The 18,599-nt window shown below is 72.1% G+C and carries 19 protein-coding genes; 10 read left to right on the forward strand and 9 right to left on the reverse strand.

The window, feature by feature from the left end:
- The first annotated feature begins 61 nt into the window (after positions 1–61).
- The 7 genes from ACYVIH_RS20850 (at position 62) to ACYVIH_RS20880 (ending at position 7,802) form a co-directional block, all read left to right on the forward strand.
- Positions 62–799 (forward strand): LytR/AlgR family response regulator transcription factor, encoded by a 738-nt coding sequence (locus ACYVIH_RS20850; protein WP_460871469.1) that lies wholly within the window; start codon positions 62–64, stop codon positions 797–799.
- On the forward strand, positions 796–1,176 hold the full coding sequence (locus ACYVIH_RS20855) for a hypothetical protein (RefSeq protein ID WP_460871470.1): 381 nt from the start codon (positions 796–798) through the stop codon (positions 1,174–1,176). The genes ACYVIH_RS20850 and ACYVIH_RS20855 overlap by 4 nt, the downstream gene beginning before the upstream one ends.
- Positions 1,177–1,195: 19 nt before the next feature.
- Positions 1,196–2,713: a sodium/solute symporter gene (locus ACYVIH_RS20860; RefSeq protein ID WP_460871471.1), complete on the forward strand. Its 1,518-nt coding sequence runs from the start codon at positions 1,196–1,198 to the stop codon at positions 2,711–2,713.
- Between the two features lie 172 nt (positions 2,714–2,885).
- Positions 2,886–4,826 (forward strand): acetate--CoA ligase, encoded by a 1,941-nt coding sequence (acs, locus tag ACYVIH_RS20865; RefSeq protein WP_460871571.1) that lies wholly within the window; start codon positions 2,886–2,888, stop codon positions 4,824–4,826.
- Between the two features lie 205 nt (positions 4,827–5,031).
- A complete protein-coding gene (gene nhaA / locus ACYVIH_RS20870) occupies positions 5,032–6,231 on the forward strand; it encodes a Na+/H+ antiporter NhaA (RefSeq protein WP_460871472.1) in 1,200 nt (399 codons plus the stop codon).
- A gap of 132 nt (positions 6,232–6,363) precedes the next feature.
- The gene (locus tag ACYVIH_RS20875) at positions 6,364–6,837 is read left to right on the forward strand and encodes a phage holin family protein (RefSeq protein WP_460871473.1); all 474 of its coding nucleotides are present in this window, start codon (positions 6,364–6,366) and stop codon (positions 6,835–6,837) included.
- A gap of 8 nt (positions 6,838–6,845) precedes the next feature.
- Positions 6,846–7,802 (forward strand): alpha/beta fold hydrolase, encoded by a 957-nt coding sequence (locus ACYVIH_RS20880; RefSeq protein ID WP_460871474.1) that lies wholly within the window; start codon positions 6,846–6,848, stop codon positions 7,800–7,802.
- On the opposite strand, the gene ACYVIH_RS20885 is transcribed toward ACYVIH_RS20880, so the two are convergent.
- From ACYVIH_RS20885 to nth, 4 genes are read right to left on the reverse strand one after another with little or no spacing between them, the layout of a single operon-like run.
- Positions 7,799–8,974 carry a MarP family serine protease gene (locus ACYVIH_RS20885; protein ID WP_460871475.1) on the reverse strand — a complete coding sequence of 392 codons (1,176 nt, stop codon included), beginning with the start codon at positions 8,972–8,974 and terminating at the stop codon, positions 7,799–7,801. The two genes, ACYVIH_RS20880 and ACYVIH_RS20885, sit on opposite strands and share 4 nt — an antisense overlap.
- 21 nt (positions 8,975–8,995) lie before the next feature.
- Positions 8,996–9,736: an NUDIX hydrolase gene (locus ACYVIH_RS20890; protein WP_460871476.1), complete on the reverse strand. Its 741-nt coding sequence runs from the start codon at positions 9,734–9,736 to the stop codon at positions 8,996–8,998.
- A 10-nt stretch (positions 9,737–9,746) separates the two neighbouring features.
- Positions 9,747–10,400 carry a TlpA family protein disulfide reductase gene (locus tag ACYVIH_RS20895; RefSeq protein ID WP_460871477.1) on the reverse strand — a complete coding sequence of 218 codons (654 nt, stop codon included), beginning with the start codon at positions 10,398–10,400 and terminating at the stop codon, positions 9,747–9,749.
- Positions 10,397–11,122, reverse strand: a complete 726-nt coding sequence (gene nth / locus ACYVIH_RS20900) for an endonuclease III (protein ID WP_460871478.1) — start codon at positions 11,120–11,122, stop codon at positions 10,397–10,399. Before nth ends, ACYVIH_RS20895 begins: the two co-directional genes overlap by 4 nt.
- Before the next feature lie 84 nt (positions 11,123–11,206).
- Here nth and ACYVIH_RS20905 point away from each other — a divergent pair, with 84 nt between their 5' ends.
- A complete protein-coding gene (locus ACYVIH_RS20905) occupies positions 11,207–11,884 on the forward strand; it encodes a Crp/Fnr family transcriptional regulator (RefSeq protein WP_460871479.1) in 678 nt (225 codons plus the stop codon).
- Between the two features lie 10 nt (positions 11,885–11,894).
- Here the strand turns inward: ACYVIH_RS20905 and ACYVIH_RS20910 are convergent, their stop codons facing one another.
- The 5 genes from ACYVIH_RS20910 to ACYVIH_RS20930 are packed head-to-tail and all read right to left on the reverse strand — an operon-like array spanning position 11,895 to position 15,855.
- Positions 11,895–12,677: an MBL fold metallo-hydrolase gene (locus tag ACYVIH_RS20910; RefSeq protein ID WP_460871480.1), complete on the reverse strand. Its 783-nt coding sequence runs from the start codon at positions 12,675–12,677 to the stop codon at positions 11,895–11,897.
- Entirely contained in the window at positions 12,674–13,555 is an 882-nt protein-coding gene (locus ACYVIH_RS20915) for an NUDIX hydrolase (protein ID WP_460871481.1), read from the reverse strand. Before ACYVIH_RS20915 ends, ACYVIH_RS20910 begins: the two co-directional genes overlap by 4 nt.
- Positions 13,555–14,013 carry a RidA family protein gene (locus tag ACYVIH_RS20920; protein WP_460871482.1) on the reverse strand — a complete coding sequence of 153 codons (459 nt, stop codon included), beginning with the start codon at positions 14,011–14,013 and terminating at the stop codon, positions 13,555–13,557. The genes ACYVIH_RS20915 and ACYVIH_RS20920 overlap by 1 nt, the downstream gene beginning before the upstream one ends.
- Positions 14,010–14,165, reverse strand: a complete 156-nt coding sequence (locus ACYVIH_RS20925) for a DUF4177 domain-containing protein (protein ID WP_460871483.1) — start codon at positions 14,163–14,165, stop codon at positions 14,010–14,012. The genes ACYVIH_RS20920 and ACYVIH_RS20925 overlap by 4 nt, the downstream gene beginning before the upstream one ends.
- A gap of 19 nt (positions 14,166–14,184) precedes the next feature.
- A complete protein-coding gene (locus ACYVIH_RS20930; protein ID WP_460871484.1) occupies positions 14,185–15,855 on the reverse strand; it encodes a BCCT family transporter in 1,671 nt (556 codons plus the stop codon).
- 105 nt (positions 15,856–15,960) lie between these two features.
- Between ACYVIH_RS20930 and ACYVIH_RS20935 the strand changes: the two genes are divergently transcribed.
- Together ACYVIH_RS20935 and ACYVIH_RS20940 are read left to right on the forward strand one after the other, a co-directional pair.
- Positions 15,961–16,689, forward strand: coding sequence for an alpha/beta hydrolase family protein (locus ACYVIH_RS20935; RefSeq protein WP_460871485.1), 729 nt, complete (start codon positions 15,961–15,963; stop codon positions 16,687–16,689).
- 44 nt (positions 16,690–16,733) lie between these two features.
- Complete coding sequence (locus ACYVIH_RS20940) at positions 16,734–18,455, forward strand: flavin reductase (RefSeq protein ID WP_460871486.1); 1,722 nt, start codon at positions 16,734–16,736, stop codon at positions 18,453–18,455.
- Positions 18,456–18,599 lie beyond the last annotated feature (144 nt).

Consider the following 18,599-nt stretch of genomic DNA (forward strand, 5'->3'; position numbering starts at 1 on the left):
GGTGGCACCCGGGGTGCATCACCGCCCCATCCAGAAGCGATGACCTCAGGAAGGTAGACCAGTGAGCCTGAAGGTCCTCGTCGTCGACGACGAGCGTCCCGCCCTGGACGAGCTCGCCTGGCTGCTCGGCCGCGACAACCGGGTGGCCGACGTACTCACCACCGACTCCGCCGCCGAGGCGCTGCGGCTTCTCCAGGAGGAGCACGTCGACGCGGTCTTCCTCGACATCCGGATGCCCGGGCTCAGCGGTCTGGACCTGGCGAAGGTGCTGGCCCGGTTCAAGGAGCCGCCGCCGGTGGTCTTCGTGACCGCGTACGACGAGCACGCCGTCGACGCCTTCGAGCTCAACGCCGTCGACTACGTCCTCAAGCCCGTGCGCGACGACCGGCTCGCCGAGGCGGTCCGCCGGGTCGCCGAGGCCCGCAGCACCCCGGCCACGCCGCTGGACACCGACACGATCGCGGTGGAGCTCGGCGGCCGCACCCGGTTCGTGCCGCGCAGCTCGGTGCGCTACGTCGAGGCGCAGGGCGACTACGCCCGGCTGCACACCGACGAGGGCAGCCACCTGGTGCGGGTGCCGCTGAGCTCGTTGGAGGAGCAGTGGCGCGATGCCGGCTTCGTCCGGATCCACCGCTCGCTGCTGGTCGCGCTGGCCCACGTCGAGGAGGTCCGGATGGACTCCGGCCGGTGCACGGTGATCGTCGGCGGCGAGGAGCTCGCGGTCAGCCGCCGGCACACCCGGCAGCTGCGTGACCTGCTGGTCCGGCGGTCCCGCCCCGGCACCGGCTCCCGGGCATGAGCGAGCCGACCGGCCCGGTCCGCCGGGTCCGCGTCACCAGCCCGCGCACGTCGGCGGGCCGGCCGCGGCGGGTCAGCGTCGGCTCCGAGATCGACGCACAGACCCGGCTCGGCGAGATCTACATGAGCACGCTGCTGCGGGCACAGCTGCGGCTGGCGGGCCTGGTGGTCGGGGCCCTGGCACTGCTGGTCGGCGGCGTGCCGCTGGCCTACGCGCTGTTCCCCTCGCTCGACGAGGTCGACGTGCTCGGCATGCCGCTGGCCTGGGTGCTGCTCGGCTTCGGCGTCTACCCGCTGCTGGTGCTGCTCGGCTGGCTCTACGTCCGCTCGGCGGAGAACAACGAGCGGGAGTTCGCCGACGTGGTGGAGCGGTCGTGACCCCGGCTCGGACGGGCAGGTGAGCTCGTCGTACGGGATCACCGCGGTGGTCCTGGTCTCGCTGGCGACGCTGGCGATCGGTGCCTACAGCTGGCGGTTCTCCCGCACGACCAGCGACTTCTTCGTCGCCTCCCGGTCGGTGCGTCCGGCGCTGAACGCCTCCGCGATCGGCGGGGAGTACCTCTCGGCCGCGTCGTTCCTCGGCATCGCCGGGCTCGTGCTCACCTTCGGCACCGAGATGCTGTGGTACCCGGTCGGCTGGACCGCGGGCTACCTGATCCTGCTGGTCCTGGTGGCCGCGCCGCTGCGGCGCTCGGGTGCCTACACGCTGCCCGACTTCGCCGAGGCCCGGCTGGAGTCGCTCGCGGTGCGCCGGTTCTCCTCCGCGCTGGTCGTCGGGATCGGCTGGCTCTACCTGATGCCGCAGTTCCAGGGCGCAGGGCTCGCGCTCGCGACGGTGGCCGGGACCGAGCACTGGGTCGGCGGCGCGATCGTCGCCGGGGTCGTGCTGGTCAACGTGATGTCGGGCGGCATGCGCAGCATCACCTTCGTGCAGGCGTTCCAGTACTGGCTCAAGCTCACCGCGCTGCTCGTGCCGGTGCTGTTCCTGCTCGCGGTGTGGGTCGGCGACGGCGCGGTCTCGCCGGCCGACGCGGTGGGCGGCGACACCGCGGTGTGGACCTCGCCGCTGGCCTCGCGCAGCGACCACCCGGTGTACACCACCTACTCGATCATCGTGGCGACGTTCCTCGGCACGATGGGCCTGCCGCACGTGGTGGTGCGCTTCTACACCAACCCCGACGGCCGGACCGCCCGTCGTACGACGCTGGTGGTGCTCGCGCTGCTCGGCGTCTTCTACGTCCTGCCCCCGGTGTACGGCGCCCTCGGCAGGCTCTACGCACCGGACCTGATCGCCAGCGGCGCCACCGACACGGTGGTGCTCGAGCTGCCCAGCCGGATGGTGGGCGGGCTCGGCGGCGACCTGCTCTCGGCGCTCACCACCGCCGGCGCCTTCGCGGCGTTCCTGTCCACCTCCTCGGGGCTGACCATCGCCGTCGCCGGGGTGATCAGCCAGGACGTGATGGGACGGCAGTTCCGCGGCGTCCGGTCGTTCCAGGCCGCGGCGGTCGTGGCGGTCGTCGTACCCCTGGGGCTCGCGGTGTTCGCCGACAGCGTCGGCGTCGCGCGGGCTGTAGGGCTGGCGTTCGCGGTCGCGGCATCGACGTTCTGCCCGCTGCTGGTGCTGGGGATCTGGTGGCGCCGGCTGACCGACTACGGCGCGATCGCGGGGATGGTCGTCGGCGGCGGGCTGTCGGGGATCGCGGTGGCGGACACGCTGCTGCTGCACGTGCACGCCGGCTGGCAGGGCGCGCTCCTGGCCCACCCGGCGGCGTGGACGGTGCCCGCGGCGTTCCTGACCATGGTGGTGGTCTCGCTGCTCACGCCCCGACGGCTGCCGGTGAACCTGTCCCGGACGATGGTGCGGCTGCACACCCCCGAGACCGTCGACCTCGACCGCGGGCCGGCCCCGCTCTGACCGCTCGTCGTGCGTTTCCTGCCGCACGTCGACAGCGCCGCCACCGCCCGCAGCCGCCCCCTCGTCGCGGGCCGCCGGAGCGCCTATCGTGGCGGCAAGGGCCGCACCCCACCGCCGATCACCGACCCGTGACCGAGGAGACGACGTGAGTGACGAGACACTGTCCAACCTGATGCGCGAGGAGCGTCGCTTCGAGCCTCCCGCCGAGCTCGCCGCCTCGGCGAACCTCACCGCGGAGGCCTACGAGAGGGCCTCGGCGGACCGGCTGGCGTTCTGGGAGGAGCAGGCGGAGCGTCTCGACTGGGCCCAGCGCTGGGACAAGGTCCTCGACTGGGACAACCCGCCGTTCGCGAAGTGGTACGTCGGCGGCAAGCTCAACGCCGCCTACAACTGCGTGGACCGCCACGTCGAGGCCGGCCGCGGCGACAAGGTCGCCTTCCACTGGGTCGGCGAGCCCGACGACGACACCCGCACGATCACCTACGCCGACCTCCAGGAGGAGGTCTCCAAGGCCGCCAACGCGCTGATCGAGCTCGGCGTGAAGACCGGCGACCGGGTCGCGATCTACATGCCGATGATCCCCGAGACCGTGGTGTCGATGCTGGCCTGCGCCCGGATCGGCGCGCCGCACACCGTGGTCTTCGGTGGCTTCTCCGCCGACGCGTTGGCCAGCCGGATCCAGGACTGCGACGCCCGTGTCGTGATCACCTCCGACGGCGGCTACCGGCGCGGCGCGCCGTCCGCGCTCAAGCCGGCCGTCGACGAGGCCGTGAGCCGCTGCCCCGACGTGCGCAACGTGGTCGTGGTCCGCCGCACCGGACAGGAGGTCGGCTGGGACGACAGCCGCGACGTGTGGTGGCACGACCTGGTCGACAAGCAGTCCGCCGAGCACACCCCCGAGGCGTTCGACTCCGAGCATCCGCTGTACGTCATGTACACCTCCGGCACCACGGGCAAGCCGAAGGGGATCCTGCACACCACCGGTGGCTACCTGGTCGGCTCGGCGTACACCCACCACGGGATCTTCGACCTCAAGCCGGAGACGGACGTCTACTGGTGCTCGGCCGACGTCGGCTGGGTCACCGGGCACAGCTACATGGTCTACGGGCCGCTCGCCAACGGCACCACCTCGGTGATGTACGAAGGCACCCCCGACACGCCGCACAAGGGCCGCTGGTGGGAGATCATCCAGGACTACAAGGTCTCGATCTTCTACACCGCGCCGACCGCGATCCGGACGTTCATGAAGTGGGGCAACGAGATCCCCGCGAAGTACGACCTGTCGTCGCTGCGCGTGCTCGGGTCGGTGGGCGAGTCGATCAACCCCGAGGCCTACATGTGGTACCGCGAGCACATCGGCGGCAACCGCTGCCCGATCGTGGACACCTGGTGGCAGACCGAGACCGGGATGATCATGATCTCCCCGCTGCCGGGCGTGACCGCCGGCAAGCCGGGCTCGGCGATGACCCCGATCCCGGGTGTCTCCGCGGAGGTCGTCGACGACACCGGCACCCCGGTCGAGAACGGCCACGGCGGCTACCTCGTCCTCACCGAGCCGTGGCCGGCGATGCTGCGCACCATCTGGGGCGACGACCAGCGGTTCAAGGACACCTACTGGTCGCGGTTCCCGGGCCGCTACTTCGCCGGCGACGGCGCCAAGCTCGACGAGGACGGCGACATCTGGCTGCTCGGCCGCGTCGACGACGTCATGAACGTGTCGGGCCACCGGTTGTCCACCACCGAGATCGAGTCCGCCCTGGTGTCGCACCCGAAGGTCGCCGAGGCCGCCGTCGTCGGCGCCACCGACGAGACCACCGGCCAGGCGGTCTGCGCGTTCGTGATCCTGCGGGAGTCCGCGGGTGACGGCGGCGAGGAGATCGTCCAGGAGCTGCGCACGCACGTGGCCAAGGAGATCGGCGCGATCGCCAAGCCCCGCCAGATCATGGTCGTCCAGGAGCTGCCGAAGACCCGGTCGGGCAAGATCATGCGCCGGCTGCTGCGCGACGTCGCGGAGAACCGCGAGGTCGGCGACGTCACCACGCTGGCCGACTCGACGGTGATGTCGCTGATCCAGGAGGGGCTTGCCGGTAACAAGTCCGGCGGCGACGAGTAGCCAGCTCCGCCCTCGGCGGATTCCCATGTTGACCTGGTGAACCGGGACTTTGCACGGCGCACATGCCGTGCGAAGTCCCGGTTCTTCGTGCCAAGCAGCCCGGAGCGCGTCACCACCAGCCCGCTAGGGTGTACGACGAGCAACACGGTGTGCCGGGAAGTCTGGTCGGCGTCGAACAGCCGACGACCCCGAAGGACCCACGCCCATGCCGCTCACGCGCCGCCGCCCGAAGTTCTTCCCCGACCCCGAGCTGGGCGAGAGCACCTTCCTCGGCGCGTTCCTGCGCCGCGAGGCGATCGGCGGCGCGATCGTGCTGGCCGCCGCCGCTCTCGCCGTCATCTGGGCCAACTCGCCGTGGGCCGAGGGCTATGACACCGTGCGGCACTGGGTGCCGTTCGAGGGCCCCGGGCTCGACCTGCAGCACTGGGCTGCCGACGGGGCGCTGACCCTGTTCTTCTTCATCGCCGGTCTCGAGCTGAAGCGCGAGTTCCTGGTGGGTTCCCTCCGACGGCCGGCCGACGCGCTGGTGCCGGTGGTCGCCGCGCTGGGCGGTGTGGCGGTGCCGGCGGTGATCTTCACCGTCGCCAACCTCGGCAGCGGCGACCTCGCCGGCTGGGCGATCCCGGCCGCCACCGACATCGCGTTCGCACTGGCCGTGCTCGCCGTGGTCGGCTCCGCGCTGCCCACCCAGCTGCGGGCCTTCCTGCTGACGCTGGCCGTGGTCGACGACCTGATCGTGATCGTGATCATCGCGGTCTTCTACACCTCCGACCTGAGCCTGACCCCGCTGCTGGGCTCGGCCGCGGCGCTCGCGCTGTACGCCTTGATGCAGCGCAACCGCGTGCGATCGTCGCTGTTGTACGTGCCCGTCGCGCTGGTCGCGTGGTGGTACATGTACCAGAGCGGCGTCCACGCCACGATCGCCGGTGTCGCGCTCGGCCTGCTGACCCGCGTGCTGCCCGACGAGGGCGAGAAGCGCTCGCCCGCCGAACGCCTCGAGCACCGGCTCGTGCCCCTGTCCGCCGGCGTCGCGGTCCCGTTCTTCGCGCTCATGTCGGCGGGCGTGGCGATCGAGGCCGACACGGCGTTCCTCACCGACCCGATCGTCGTCGGCGTCGTCCTCGGCCTCGTCGTCGGCAAGCCACTCGGTGTGATGGGCGGTGCCTGGCTGGTCACCCGGCTGACCCGCGCCGAGCTCAACGAGGAGCTGTCCTGGCGCGAGGTGTTCGGGGTCGCGGTGCTCGCGGGCGTCGGGTTCACCGTCGCGCTCCTGGTCGCCGAGCTGTCCTACGCCGGCCCGGAGGCGGAGTCGGCCAAGACCGCCGTACTCCTCGGGTCGCTGACGGCCGCCGTCATCGCCGGCGCCGTCCTCGGCCGGCGCAACCGGGTCCACCAGGGGCGGTGACCTCGTGGTGCGGGCCACACTGCCCGGCCCGGGGTTTAGCCCGATAGTCTCAGGGGCACGCACCGTGACGGGGCCGCTGGACCACAGCGGACGCCCGCCGCGAAAGGACCACAGATGACGAGGAACGGACCGATGGCTACCGACCCGCGCGCGACCACCACCGGCAACGCCGACGCCGCCGTCTCGGCCCCGCCGACGACCGCGGACGTGCGTGCGATGGCGCCCGCGGAGACCGAGGAGCCCACGATCGGTCGCCTCGTCGCCGACGCGAGCCGCGACATCTCCAGCCTGATCCAGAACGAGATCGCGCTGGCCAAGTCCGAGCTCAAGGTCAGCATGAGGTACGGCGGAGCCGGGGCCGGCCTGTTCGCCGGCGCCGCGTTCCTCGGGCTGCTCGCGGTCATCATGCTGTCGGTCGCGTTCGCCTACTTCGTCTCCATGACCGGGCTGCACCTGGCCTGGGGCTTCCTGATCGTCTTCGGCGCGTACCTGCTCATCGCCGGCCTGCTGGCGATGATCGGGGTCAAGCAGGTGAAGAAGGTGAAGGCCCCCGAGCGCGCGATCCACCAGGCCCAGGAGGCCAAGACCATCTTCAAGCGGGGCTAGCCGGCCACGTGGCCCTGCCCGCCGACCCGGCCGGGGTCGTCGACGTACCCGGTCCCTGGCTGCACCGGCACGTCACCGCCAACGGTGCCCGGTTCCACGTCGTCGAGGCCGCACCGGCAGGGCGCTCGGACGCGCCGCTGGTGCTGCTGCTGCACGGGTTCCCGGAGTTCTGGTGGACCTGGCGGGCCCAGCTCCCGATGCTGGCCGAGGCCGGCTACCGCGCGGTCGCGATGGACCTGCGCGGGTACGGCGGGTCCGACAAGCCGCCCCGCGGCTACGACCCGGTGACGCTCGCCGGGGACGTCGCCGGCGTGATCAAGGCACTCGGAGCGCGGCGGGCGGTCCTCGTCGGCCAGGGGTGGGGCGGGTACGTCGGCTGGGCGACCGCGGCCATGCACCAGCGGCACGTCGCCGGACTGTGCGCGGTCGCCGCACCACATCCGCTGGTGATGGTCGGGCCCGCGGCGTCGTACCGCAACCGCCAAGCGCTCGCCGGGGTGGGTCACCTGCTCGCGATGCAAGCACCGTTCTTCCCCGAGCGCCGGCTGTCCCGGGAGACCAGCAGCTACGTCGCCGACCACCTGCGCGGCTGGAGCAGCCCCCGGTCGGACTTCCCCGACGAGGAGACCGCGCAGCGCTACCACGACGCGCTCGCGCTGTGGCCCGCCGCCCACTGCGCGCTGGAGTACCACCGCTGGCTGGTGCGCTCCCGGTTCCGCGCGGACGGCCGCCGTTTCACCGAGCTGATGCAGCCGCGGCTTGGCGTGCCGGTGTGCGCGGTGGTCGGCGCCGACGACCCGATCGTCCCGGCCGGCAGCACCGCCCGCTCGGAGTCCCGGGTGAGCGGACCGTTCGAGGCCCGGGTGATTCCGGACACCGGCCACTTCCCGCACGAGGAGGACCCGACCGCGTTCGGCGAGGTGCTGATGCCCTGGCTGGCGAGCCACTACCCCGCGGAGAGCTAGGCGCAGTCGCCGGTGTCCACCTCGGCGTCGTTGGTCAGGCCCTGTGCCGCGCTCTCGGCGACCTGGTCCGCGGTCAGGGCGTAGCCGGTCTCCCGGTCGGTCACCGAGGCCGCGAAGATCACGCCGTACACGTGGCCGTCGGCCGACAGCAGCGGGCCTCCGGAGTTGCCCGGCCGCACCAGCGAGCGCAGCGAGAACACCTCGCGGACCACGGTGCCGCTGCCGTAGATGTCGGGGCTGCGCAGCCGCTGCTCGCCACGGATCCTGGCCGCCTGCACGTTGTAGGGGCCGTCGTTGGGGTAGCCGAGCACCGCGGCGTTGTCACCGGCCTCGGCGGTCTTGTCGAAGCGCAGGAACGGCCGGCCGAGCCCGTCGACGGCGAGGACCGCGACGTCGAGGTCGGGGTCGTAGTGCACCACCCGGGCGGTGACCTCCTGCTCGCCGACCAGCACCGTCGGGTCGTCGACGCCGGCGACCACGTGCGCGTTGGTCATGATCCTGCCGGGTGAGTACACGAAACCGGTGCCCTCCACGCCACGGCCGCAGCTGTTCTCCCCGCGGATCTTGAGCACGCTGGCGCGCGCGGCCCGCACCTGCGGGTCGCGCGCGATCTTGTCCGACGGCGGGCCGACCTCGATGATCCGCTCCGGTGCGAACGGCTCGAGGTAGCGCGGGAAGAAGCTGGAGCCGACGACCTCGTTGAACGCCTTCAGGACCTCGTCGGCCTCGTCGGGCATCACCTCGTCGACCTGACCGAGCACCGTCGACGAGCGCACCTGGGTGCTGATCCCCGGCAGCGCGGAGCCGCTGACCGCGACACCGAGCACCCAGGCCACGACGAGCACGGCGGCCGCGCTCAGCGCCGCACCGCCCACGGCGTCGACCGCGCGCACGGGTTGCCAGGTGATCCGGTCGCGGATCCGGGTGCCGACGTACTGGAAGACCGCCTGCCCGACCGACGCGGACAGCAGCACCACGAACAGTGCCCCGAGCGAGACCCACAGCGAGGGGTCGGCGTCGCCGAGCAGCTGCGGCACCAGCCACAGCACGCTCAGGAAACCGCCGATCAGGAGACCGGCGGTTGCGAATGCCCCGGAGATGAAGCCCTGCCAGTAGCCGGAGACGGCGTAGGCGAGGACGACGACGACCAGGATCCAGTCGAGGACGTTCACTGCTGCGTCACAGGGGCAACCTCACCGCTCTCGGAAGTTCGTGTTGGGCGCAGGCATCGCCCGGCGGTCGGCTTCCCGGGGGACGGCGAGCATGTGCGGGGGCAGGTCGCGGATCGGACCCGGGTCGCCCGGCTCGGACCAGCCGACGAAGTCGAACAGCCGCGCGATGATCCCGGCGGTGAACCCCCAGAGCAGGAGGTCCTTGTCGTCGCCGATCAGGAACCCCGGGCCCAGCCAGCCCGAGGGATGGCGCACCCGCACCCGGTGGGTGGGCGAGACCAGCTCCTCGACCGGCACGCGCAGCACTCTGTGCACCTCACGCGGGTCCACCACCCGGACCTCGGTCGGCTCGCGCCAGTAGCCGAGCACCGGGGTCACGGCGAAGTTGCTGGGCGGCAGCCACAGCTCGGGCAGCTGGGCGAAGACGTCCACGCCGTCGGGGTCGAGCCCGGTCTCCTCCTCGGCCTCGCGCAGCGCGCAGTGCTCGGGGGTCGGGTCCTCGGGGTCGATCGACCCGCCGGGGAAGGACACCTGGCCGGGGTGGGAGCGCATGTCGTGGGCGCGCTCGGTGAGCAGCAGGTCGGGACCCTGCGGACCCTCTCCGAACAGCATCAGGACCGCGCCACGCCGGGTGTCGGCGTCCTCGGGCGGCACGAACCGGGTCAGCTCGTCGGCGGTGATGCTCATCGCGCCGCGACGGATCGGCTCCAGCCACTCGGGCAGGACCGGGTGCCCCGCCGGCTCCGTCGTCACCTCTGACACGTTGCCGAGCCTACCCAGCGGCCCCGACAGAGACACCGAGGTGCGTCTCGACCAGGTCGGCGAGCTGGTCGAAGGACTCGATCACGACGAACTCCACCGCGACCACCTCGCCGTCCTCGTCCAGGAACACGATCCCCGGCAGGCCCCGGACCCGGAACGGCGCCCGCAGCTCCCCCGCCGGGTCGGCGAGGCTGGGGTAGGTCACGCCGGTCTCGGCGAGCAGCTCGATCGCGAGCTCGGGGCGGGTGTCGAGGTGGTCGACGCCGAGCACGGTCAGCCGGTCCCCGGCCCGCTCGTGCAGCTCCTGGTAGTACGGCAGCTCCTCGCGGCACGGCGGGCACCACTGCGCCCACAGGTTGATCACCATCGGGCCGCGCAGCTCGGTCAGGTCGACCGGGTCGCCGCCGCCGAGGCACGGCAGCGTCACGTCCGGCATCGGCTCCTCGGCCTGCGGGGTCGGACCGTCCGGCTGCGGACAGTCCGCGATCCCCGCGGCCTTCTTCGCCGCTCGCAGCGCCGGGGTGTCGACGTCGACGTCCACCGCCGGCGGGGTGAAGCCGCGACCTGTCCCGTCGTCGCCGGCGGGCGCGCAGGAGGCGAGCATCAGTACGGCGGCCGCGGCGGCCGTCGCGAACAGCGCCCGCCCGGGACGGCTCCGGCTCACCCGCGCCCCTCGGTGCGCACCAGCTTGGCCGCCTTCTCCGGGTCCGTCGGCCCCTCGCCGTACGCCGGGCACCAGCGCGCCACGGGGCACGCACCACAGGCGGGGTTGCGGGCATGGCAGATCCGGCGGCCGTGCCAGATCAGGTGGTGGCTCAGCATCACCCAGTCCCGCTTGGGGAACAGCGCACCCACCTCGTGCTCGACCTTGACCGGGTCGGTCTCGGTGGTCCACCCGAACCGTCGCGCCAGCCGGCCGAAGTGGGTGTCGACGGTGATGCCCGGGACGCCGAAGGCGTTGCCCAGCACGACGTTGGCGGTCTTGCGGCCGACGCCGGGCAGCGTGACGAGGTCCTCCAGTCGCCCGGGCACCTGACCGTCGTACCTCTCCACCAGGGCCTGCGACAGCTTCAGCAGCGACTCGGTCTTGGCGCGGAAGAACCCGGTCGGCTGGATCAGCTGCTCGAGCTTCTCCCGTTCGGCGGCGGCCATCGCGACCGCGTCGGGGTAGGCGGCGAAGAGTGCCGGGCGCACCGCGTTGACCCGCTTGTCGGTCGTCTGCGCGGAGAGCACCGTGACCACGAGCAGCTCGAAGGCGTTGTCGAAGTCCAGCTCGCAACGCGCCTCGGGGTAGGTCTCGGCGAGGACCCGGTTGATCTTGCGGGCGCGGCGGACGAGGGCGGTGTCAGGCACGCCCACATCGTACGGGGCTCGCAGAGCGGCCATTTTTGGCGAATTCCCAGGTCAATGCGTCAGACTGTGACGTGAGTAACCGCCGGGTAGAGCGCCTGGCGTGACGAGGAGGAACTCGTGGATAACGACGTGCTGCGTCAGGCACCTCTCTTCAGTGCGCTCGACGACGAGGCTGCCACCGCCCTTCGAGCGTCGATGAGCACGACGAAGCTCCGCCGCGGCGAGGTCCTGTTCCGGGAGGGCGACGAGGGCGACAAGCTCTACATCGTCATCGACGGCAAGATCAAGCTCGGCCGCACCTCCTCCGACGGGCGTGAGAACCTGCTGGCGATCCTCGGCCCCGGCCAGATGTTCGGCGAGCTCTCGCTGTTCGACCCCGGCCCGCGCTCGGCGACGGTCACCGCGGTCACCGACACCTCGTTCTACTCGCTCTCCCACGAGGACCTGCTCAAGTGGCTCGAGGGCCGCCCCGGCGTGGCGCGCGGCCTGCTCAGCCAGCTCGCCGGCCGGCTCCGCAAGGCCAACGACGTGGTCGCCGACCTGGTGTTCTCCGACGTGCCCGGCCGTGTCGCGAAGGCGCTGATCGACCTCGCCGACCGGTTCGGCCGCACCGCCGACGACGGCATCCACGTGCACCACGACCTCACCCAGGAGGAGCTCGCGCAGCTCGTCGGCGCCTCGCGCGAGACGGTCAACAAGGCGCTGGCCGACTTCGCCTCCCGGGGCTGGCTGCGCTTGGAGCCCCGCTCGGTCGTGATCATGGACATCGAGCGTCTCGGGCGGCGCGCCCGCTGACCGGACTCCGTCAGCCGCGGAGGTAGGCCAGCTGGGCGCGGACCGAGAGCTCCGCGGCCCCCCACAGCACCGGGTCGACGTCGGCGTACACCCGCTCCACCACCGCCCGTGCCAGGTCGGCACGGTCGGGGTCGAGGTGACGCAGCGCCTCACGGACCTGCTCGAGCCGCTCCTTGCGATGAGCCAGGTAGTAGTCGAGCACCCCGAGGGCGTCGGCGATGACCGGCCCGTGGCCGGGCCACACCGCGGTGATCTCGTGGGCCTCGGCGAGCGCGTGCAACCGGTGCAGCGAGTCGAGGTAGGCCCCCAGCTGTCCGTCCGGGTGCGCCACGACCGTCGTACCGCGGCCGAGCACGGTGTCGCCGGTGAGCACCGCCCGCTCGGCGGGCAGCACGAACGACAGCGAGTCCGAGGTGTGGCCCGGCGTCCCGACCACGTGCACCTCGAGCCCGTCGACCTCGACCACGTCGCCGTCGCCCAGCCCCTCCCCGCCGAGTCGGTGGTGCGGGTCGAGCGCGCGGACCCCGCAGCCCATCCGCTCGGCGAACGAGCGCGCCGCCTCGGAGTGGTCGGCGTGCCCGTGGGTGAGGAGTACGGCGCCCACCGGACCGGCCAGGTCAGCGACGGTGTCGAGGTGCTCGACGATCTCCGGACCGGGATCGACCACCACCGAACGGCGGCCGCCGGGCTCGCGCAGCACCCACGTGTTGGTGCCGTCGAGGGTCATGATGTTCGGGTTGGGGGCGAGCACGCAGCGCGCCCGCTCGCCGAACGAGCCGCCGGCCCAGCTCACGCGCGCAGCTTCCCCGCGACCTGCTCGGCCAGCTCTACGAGGTGGCCGGGGAGCTCGAGGTAGGCCCGGTCGCCGTCGACCGACCCGGTCGGCTCGACACAGGCCAGGTCGCGCTCGGCGGCCGCGGCGATCGCCTCACGCGGGGTGGCGTGGTCGAAGAGCTCGAGGAACGTGCAGTACTGCGGGGGCAGCACGAGCATCTGCTGCTCGTCGGCGGCGGTGATCGCGTCGCGCACCGACAGCCAGGTCACCTCGACCGATTCGGTGGACACGTCGCGGGTCTCCTGCCCCGGGGGCAGCTCCGCCACGAAGAACCAGGTCAGGTAGCGGCGCGGCTCGAACACCGGGGTGAGCCATGCGCCCCACACCCCGAGCAGGTCCGAGCGCAGCTTCAGCCCCCGCTGGGAGAGGAAGTCGGTGAAGGACAGCTCCCGGGCCTCGAGGCGGCGGCGGTCCTCCTCCCAGTCCGCGCCCGTGGTGTCCTCGACGATGCTGTCCGCGGTGGGCCCGGCGAAGAGCACCCCGGACTCCTCGAACGTCTCCCGCACGGCCGCGCACACCAGGGCCCGCGCCAGCGGCACCTCGACGCCCATCCGCCCGGCCCACTCCTCCGGGGTCGGGCCGACCCAGTCGACGGCATGGTCGAAGTCGCGCGGGTCGACGCCGCCGCCGGGGAAGACCGCCATCCCGCCGGCGAACGCCATGTCGAGGTGGCGGCGCAGCAGGTAGACCTCCAGCGCACCCGGCGCCGCCTCCTGCCCCTCGCGCATCAGCACGATGGTGGCGGCGTTGCGCGGCTCCGCGGGTGTGCTCGTGCCGTCCAGGAACCCGCGGATCTGCTCGGCCAGGTGCGGCGGGAGCTCGCGCAGGACGTCCATCACACCTCGACGACCAGCTCGACCTCGACCGGCGCGTCCAGCGGCAGCACCGGCACGCCGACGGCGGAGCGGGCGTGCCGGCCGGCCTCACCGAACACCTCGCCGAGCAGCTCGGAGGCGCCGTTGGCCACGCCCGGCTGGCCGGTGAAGTCGGGGGTCGAGGCGACGAACGCGACGACCTTGACGATCCGCTTCACGTTCGACAGCTCGCCAACCTCCGCGCGCACGGCCGCGATCGCGTTGAGCGCACACTGGCGGGCGCACTCCACGGCCTCCTCGGGGGTCACCTCACCACCCACCTTGCCGGTGGCGATCAGCTGACCCTCGCGCATCGGCAGCTGCCCGGAGGTGAAGACGTGGTTGCCGCTGCGAACCGCGGGGATGTACGCCGCGACCGGCTTGGCCACCTCCGGCACCGCCAGGCCGAGCTCGGCGAGCCGCTCCTCGGGGGTGCTCACTGCTTCGGGCGCTTGAAGTAGGCGACCAGGTTCTCCGGGTTCATCCCCGGGACCACCTGCACCAGCTCCCAGCCCTCTTCACCGAAGTTGTCGAGGATCTGCTTGGTGGCGTGCACGAGCACCGGTGCGGTCAGGTATTCCCATTTCGTCATGCTGGCGATGCTAGCCGGGTCAGCGGGTGGTGGCGGGGGCGGTGTCGGCCGGGGTGGCCGCCGTACCCCCGATCTCCTGCTCTCCGCTCACGTGGTCGGCGATCCGCTCGGCGAGCGCCCGTTCGCGCCGCCGCGTGATCACGCGGTGCTCGGCCATCAGCGCCCGGGTGGTGGCGAAGACGATCAGCACCATCACCACGCTGAACGGAAGAGCGACCAGGATCGCCATCGTCTGCAGGGCGGCCAAGCCACCGGCGACCAGCAGCACCGCCGCGATCACGCCCTCGAGCCCGGCCCAGAACGCGCGGCTCCACACCGGCGGGTTCGGGTCGCCGCCGGAGGCGATCATGTCGACGACGAACGAGCCGGAGTCCGAGCTGGTCACGAAGAAGATCACGATGAGGAAGATCGTGACGACGCTGAGAAGAGCTGCGGCGGGGAGCCCGTCGAGCAGCTCGAAGAGCGCGGTGTTGGTGGACACGGCGCCCTCCGCGCCGACGAGGCCGCCTTCGCCGAACATCTCCCGGTAGAGGCCCGAGCCGCCCATGATCGAGAACCACAGGAAGGTCAGCAGGGTCGGCACCAGCAGCACCCCGGCGATGAACTCGCGGACCGTGCGGCCGCGGGAGATCCGGGCGATGAAGATGCCGACGAACGGGGCCCAGCTCATCCACCAGCCCCAGTAGTAGGTGGTCCAGCCGGCCAGCCAGGCCTGCCCCTCCTCACCGCGGAAGGAGAGGGTGTTGAACGACAGCCGCAGGAAGTTCTGCAGGTAGGACCCGATCTGCTGGACGAAGTCGCTGAGCAGGAACACCGTCGGGCCGAGCACCAGCACGGCTGCCATCAGCAGGCCGGCCACTCCCATGTTGATGTTGGACAGCCACTTGATGCCCTTGTCGATGCCGGTCACCACCGAGGTCAGCGCGATCAGCGTGATCACGACGATCAGGGTGACGAGGATCGTGTTGGTGGCCGTGTCGATGACGCCGAGGTACTCCAGGCCGGCACCGATCTGGGTGACACCGAACCCGAGCGAGGTGGCGACACCGAAGATGGTGCCGACGACGGCGATGATGTCGATCAGGTCGCCCCAGAAGCCGGTCACCCGCTTGCCGAGCAGCGGCTCGAGGGCCCACCGGATCGACACCGGCCGACCCTTGCGGTGCACCGCGTAGGCCACACCGAGGCCGACGACGACGTAGATCGCCCAGGCGTGCAGGCCCCAGTGCAGGAAGGTCACGTCCATCGCGTTGCGCGCCAGCGTCGCCTGGTCGCCCTCGACGCCCGGCGGCGGGGACGCGAAGTGGTTCAACGGCTCGGCGACACCCCAGAACACCAGGCCGATGCCCATCCCGGCGGCGAACAACATCGCGAACCAGGACTTCACCCCGAACTCGGGCTCCTCGCCGTCCTTGCCGAGCCGGATGCTGCCCATCGGCGAGAGCGCCAGCCAGGCCGCGAACCCGACGAAGCCGGTGACCGCGAGGACGTACCACCAGCCCAGGTCGGTCACCACGGCGGTGTTCGCCTTGCCGATCCAGTCCCCCATCCGGCCGGGCATGGCCGCGGCGAGCACGGAGAAGACCAGCAGCAGGCCCGCGGCAGGGAGGAAGACATGGGGGGCCGGCATCAGGGAGCCGGTGCGCTTGTCCGCCCGTGCGGTCTCGGGGGCGGTCGGGGTGTCGGGCACGGGTGTTCGACCTCCAGGGTTGATTCGGGGTTCTGGACAGTTCTACCCAGGACGGGCCGGTGTCGCACCTCGAGCACGGTGACGGTGGCCACTACGGTGTCGGCCATGTCCCGGCTCCCCGACGCGGTCGTCCGCTACGCCGCCCACGACGACGGGGTGCTCGACGTACACCTGCCGGCGGGAGGGGGAACGGCACCGGTGCTGGTGCTCGTGCACGGCGGGTTCTGGAAGCAGGCCTACGACCGGGTGCACACGCGGCCGGCCGCCGAGGCACTGGCCGCCGAGGGTTTCGTGGTCGCGACGCCGGAGTACCGCCGGGTGGGTGGCGGTGGCGGCTGGCCCACGACCGCGGCGGACGTCGATGCCGCGGTCGCCGCGATCCCCGGGCTTCTGCGCGGTCTCGGTGTCGCCACCAGCGGTACGACGGTCGTGGGCCACTCCGCGGGCGGGCACCTGGTGCTGTGGCTGGCCAACCAGGGCCACGAGCTCGACCTCGTCGTGGGGCTCGCGCCGGTGGCCGACCTACGGGCAGCGGCCCGGCTGGGGCTCGGCGGCGGCGCCACCCAGGCGCTGCTCGGCGGAGAACCGGACGACGTGCCCGACGCCTACGCCGCCGCGGACCCGATGACCCGGCTGGCAGCACAACCCCGCTGCCCGGTGCGCGTCGTTCACGGCACCGAGGACGAGGACGTGCCGTTGTCGGTCTCGCGCGGGCTCGCCGCGGCACACCCGTTCGTCTCGCTCGACGTCGTGGCCGGCGCCGGCCACATGGACCTTGTCGATCCAGGGTCGGCGGCGTGGCCGGCCGTCTTGCACGCGCTCGGGAGGCGTTGAGCCGGACCGGCCGGTCGATCAGGACGCGGTGTCAAGATGGCTGCATGCCTTCTCGCAGAATCGCCATCGTCGGTGCCGGACCGGCCGGCACGACCTTGGCTCTCGGCCTGCTCGAGCAGGGGTACGACGTCACCCTGGTCTCCGGGCGCAGCGCCGAGGAGATCCGGTCGGGCCCGGTGATGTCGAGCCAGGTCACCTTCGAGTCCGCCCTCGAGGTGGAGACCGCCCTGGGCATCACCGCGCTGCTCCCGTCGGCGCCTCCGCTGCGCCGGATGGAGTACGACGTCCAGCGGCTCGACGGCACGCGCACCGCGTTCGGCGTGGAGCTCGAGCGGCCGGCCCAGTCGGTCGACCTGCGGATCAAGGTGCCTGCGCTGCTCGAGGAGATCGCCCGGCTCGGCGGCAAGGTGGTCGTGCGCAACGCGAAGGTCGAGGACCTCGAGGACCTCGCCGCGACGCACGACCTGGTGATCGTCTCCACGGGGCGCGGTGAGCTCGGCGGCCTGTTCGAGGACGACCCCGCGCGCTCGCCGTACTCCTCCCCGCAGCGCTGCGTCTCGCTGACCTACCTGCACGGCGTGGCCCCGGCCGACGGGCCGGCGCTGCGCTACCACGCGATCGAGGGCGTCGGTGAGTGCTTCACGCTGCCCGCGCTGAGCGTGCACGGGCCGTGCGACATCTACGTGGTGGAGGGCGTGCCCGGCGGCCCGCTCGACCTGTGGCAGGACGTGTCCGACGACGAGGAGCACCTGGCCCGGCTGAGGCAGGCCCTGGCAGAGCACTTCCCCTCGGAGGCGGAGCGGGTCCGCCACGCCGCCCTCACCGACGAGCACGCCACGCTGCGCGGCTCGTTCACCCCGGTCGTACGACGTCCCGTCGCCACCCTGCCAACCGGGGCGAGCGTGCTGGGCATGGCCGACGCGGTCGTCCTGAACGACCCGCTGACCAGCCAGGGCTCGAACAACGCGATCAAGTCGGCGTCGTTCTACCTCGAGGCGATCACCGCCCACGACGGACCGTTCGACGCCGGGTGGATGCAGCGCACCTTCGACAACTTCTGGCGCGGCTGGGCGCGCTGGGCGACGGCCTGGACGAACTCCTGGCTGCAGCCGGCGCAGGCCCACCAGCAACGGGTGGTCGCCGCGGCCGCCCAGCACCCCGGTGTCGCGGCCAGGATCGTGGCCGGCTTCGACGACCCGCTGCTGTTCGGGCCGTGGTGGTTCGACCCCGAACGCGCCGACCGGTTCCTCGCCGAGCAGCTCGAGCAGGAACGGGCCCGGTTCGACGTGCGCGACCTGCGCCGGGCGTTCGGCCAGTACGCCACCGGCGTCACCGTGGTGACCACCCGCGACACCGACGGCCGCCCGGTCGGGATGACCGCGAACTCGTTCACCTCGGTCTCGCTCAACCCGCCGCTGGTGCTGTGGGCTGCGGCCAAGAGGTCACCGTCGCTGCCGGCGTACCAGGCCGCCGAGCGGTTCGTGGTCAACGTGCTCGCCGCCGACCAGCACCACCTGTCCCGGCAGTTCGCGACCTCGGGCGCGGACAAGTTCGAGGGCGTCGTGCTCGCCGCCGGCCCCGAGGACGCGCCGCCGGTGCTCGACGGCGTCGTGGCCCACTTCGTCTGCCGCACCACCCAGGCCGTCGACGCCGGCGACCACGTGGTGTTCCTCGGCGAGGTCGAGTCCTACGCCGCCGCCGGTGGCGAGCCGCTGGTGTTCCACGCCGGCTCCTACCGCCTGGCCACCCACCACCCCGACGTGTGAGGTGGGATCCCCGCTGTCACAACAGCTCAGCTGAACCGTTGTGACGGCCCCGACCCGGAAACCGACGTCAGAACAGCTCACCTGAACCGTTGTGACGGCCCCGACCCGGAAACCGACGTCACAACCGCTCAGCTGAACCGTTGT

The sequence above is a fragment of the Nocardioides pakistanensis genome, from assembly GCF_054781215.1.

What these genes read in the sequence shown, in the direction of transcription:
- ACYVIH_RS20855 (WP_460871470.1), top strand. Translation starts at nt 796, where the DNA reads ATGAGCGAGCCGACCGGCCCGGTCCGCCGGGTCCGCGTCACCAGCCCG.
- ACYVIH_RS20935 (WP_460871485.1), top strand. Translation starts at nt 15,961, where the DNA reads ATGTCCCGGCTCCCCGACGCGGTCGTCCGCTACGCCGCCCACGACGAC.
- acs (WP_460871571.1), top strand. Translation starts at nt 2,886, where the DNA reads ATGCGCGAGGAGCGTCGCTTCGAGCCTCCCGCCGAGCTCGCCGCCTCG.
- nhaA (WP_460871472.1), top strand. Translation starts at nt 5,032, where the DNA reads ATGCCGCTCACGCGCCGCCGCCCGAAGTTCTTCCCCGACCCCGAGCTG.
- ACYVIH_RS20875 (WP_460871473.1), top strand. Translation starts at nt 6,364, where the DNA reads ATGGCTACCGACCCGCGCGCGACCACCACCGGCAACGCCGACGCCGCC.
- ACYVIH_RS20940 (WP_460871486.1), top strand. Translation starts at nt 16,734, where the DNA reads ATGCCTTCTCGCAGAATCGCCATCGTCGGTGCCGGACCGGCCGGCACG.
- ACYVIH_RS20925 (WP_460871483.1), bottom strand. Translation starts at nt 14,165, where the DNA reads ATGACGAAATGGGAATACCTGACCGCACCGGTGCTCGTGCACGCCACC.
- ACYVIH_RS20915 (WP_460871481.1), bottom strand. Translation starts at nt 13,555, where the DNA reads ATGGACGTCCTGCGCGAGCTCCCGCCGCACCTGGCCGAGCAGATCCGC.
- nth (WP_460871478.1), bottom strand. Translation starts at nt 11,122, where the DNA reads ATGGCCGCTCTGCGAGCCCCGTACGATGTGGGCGTGCCTGACACCGCC.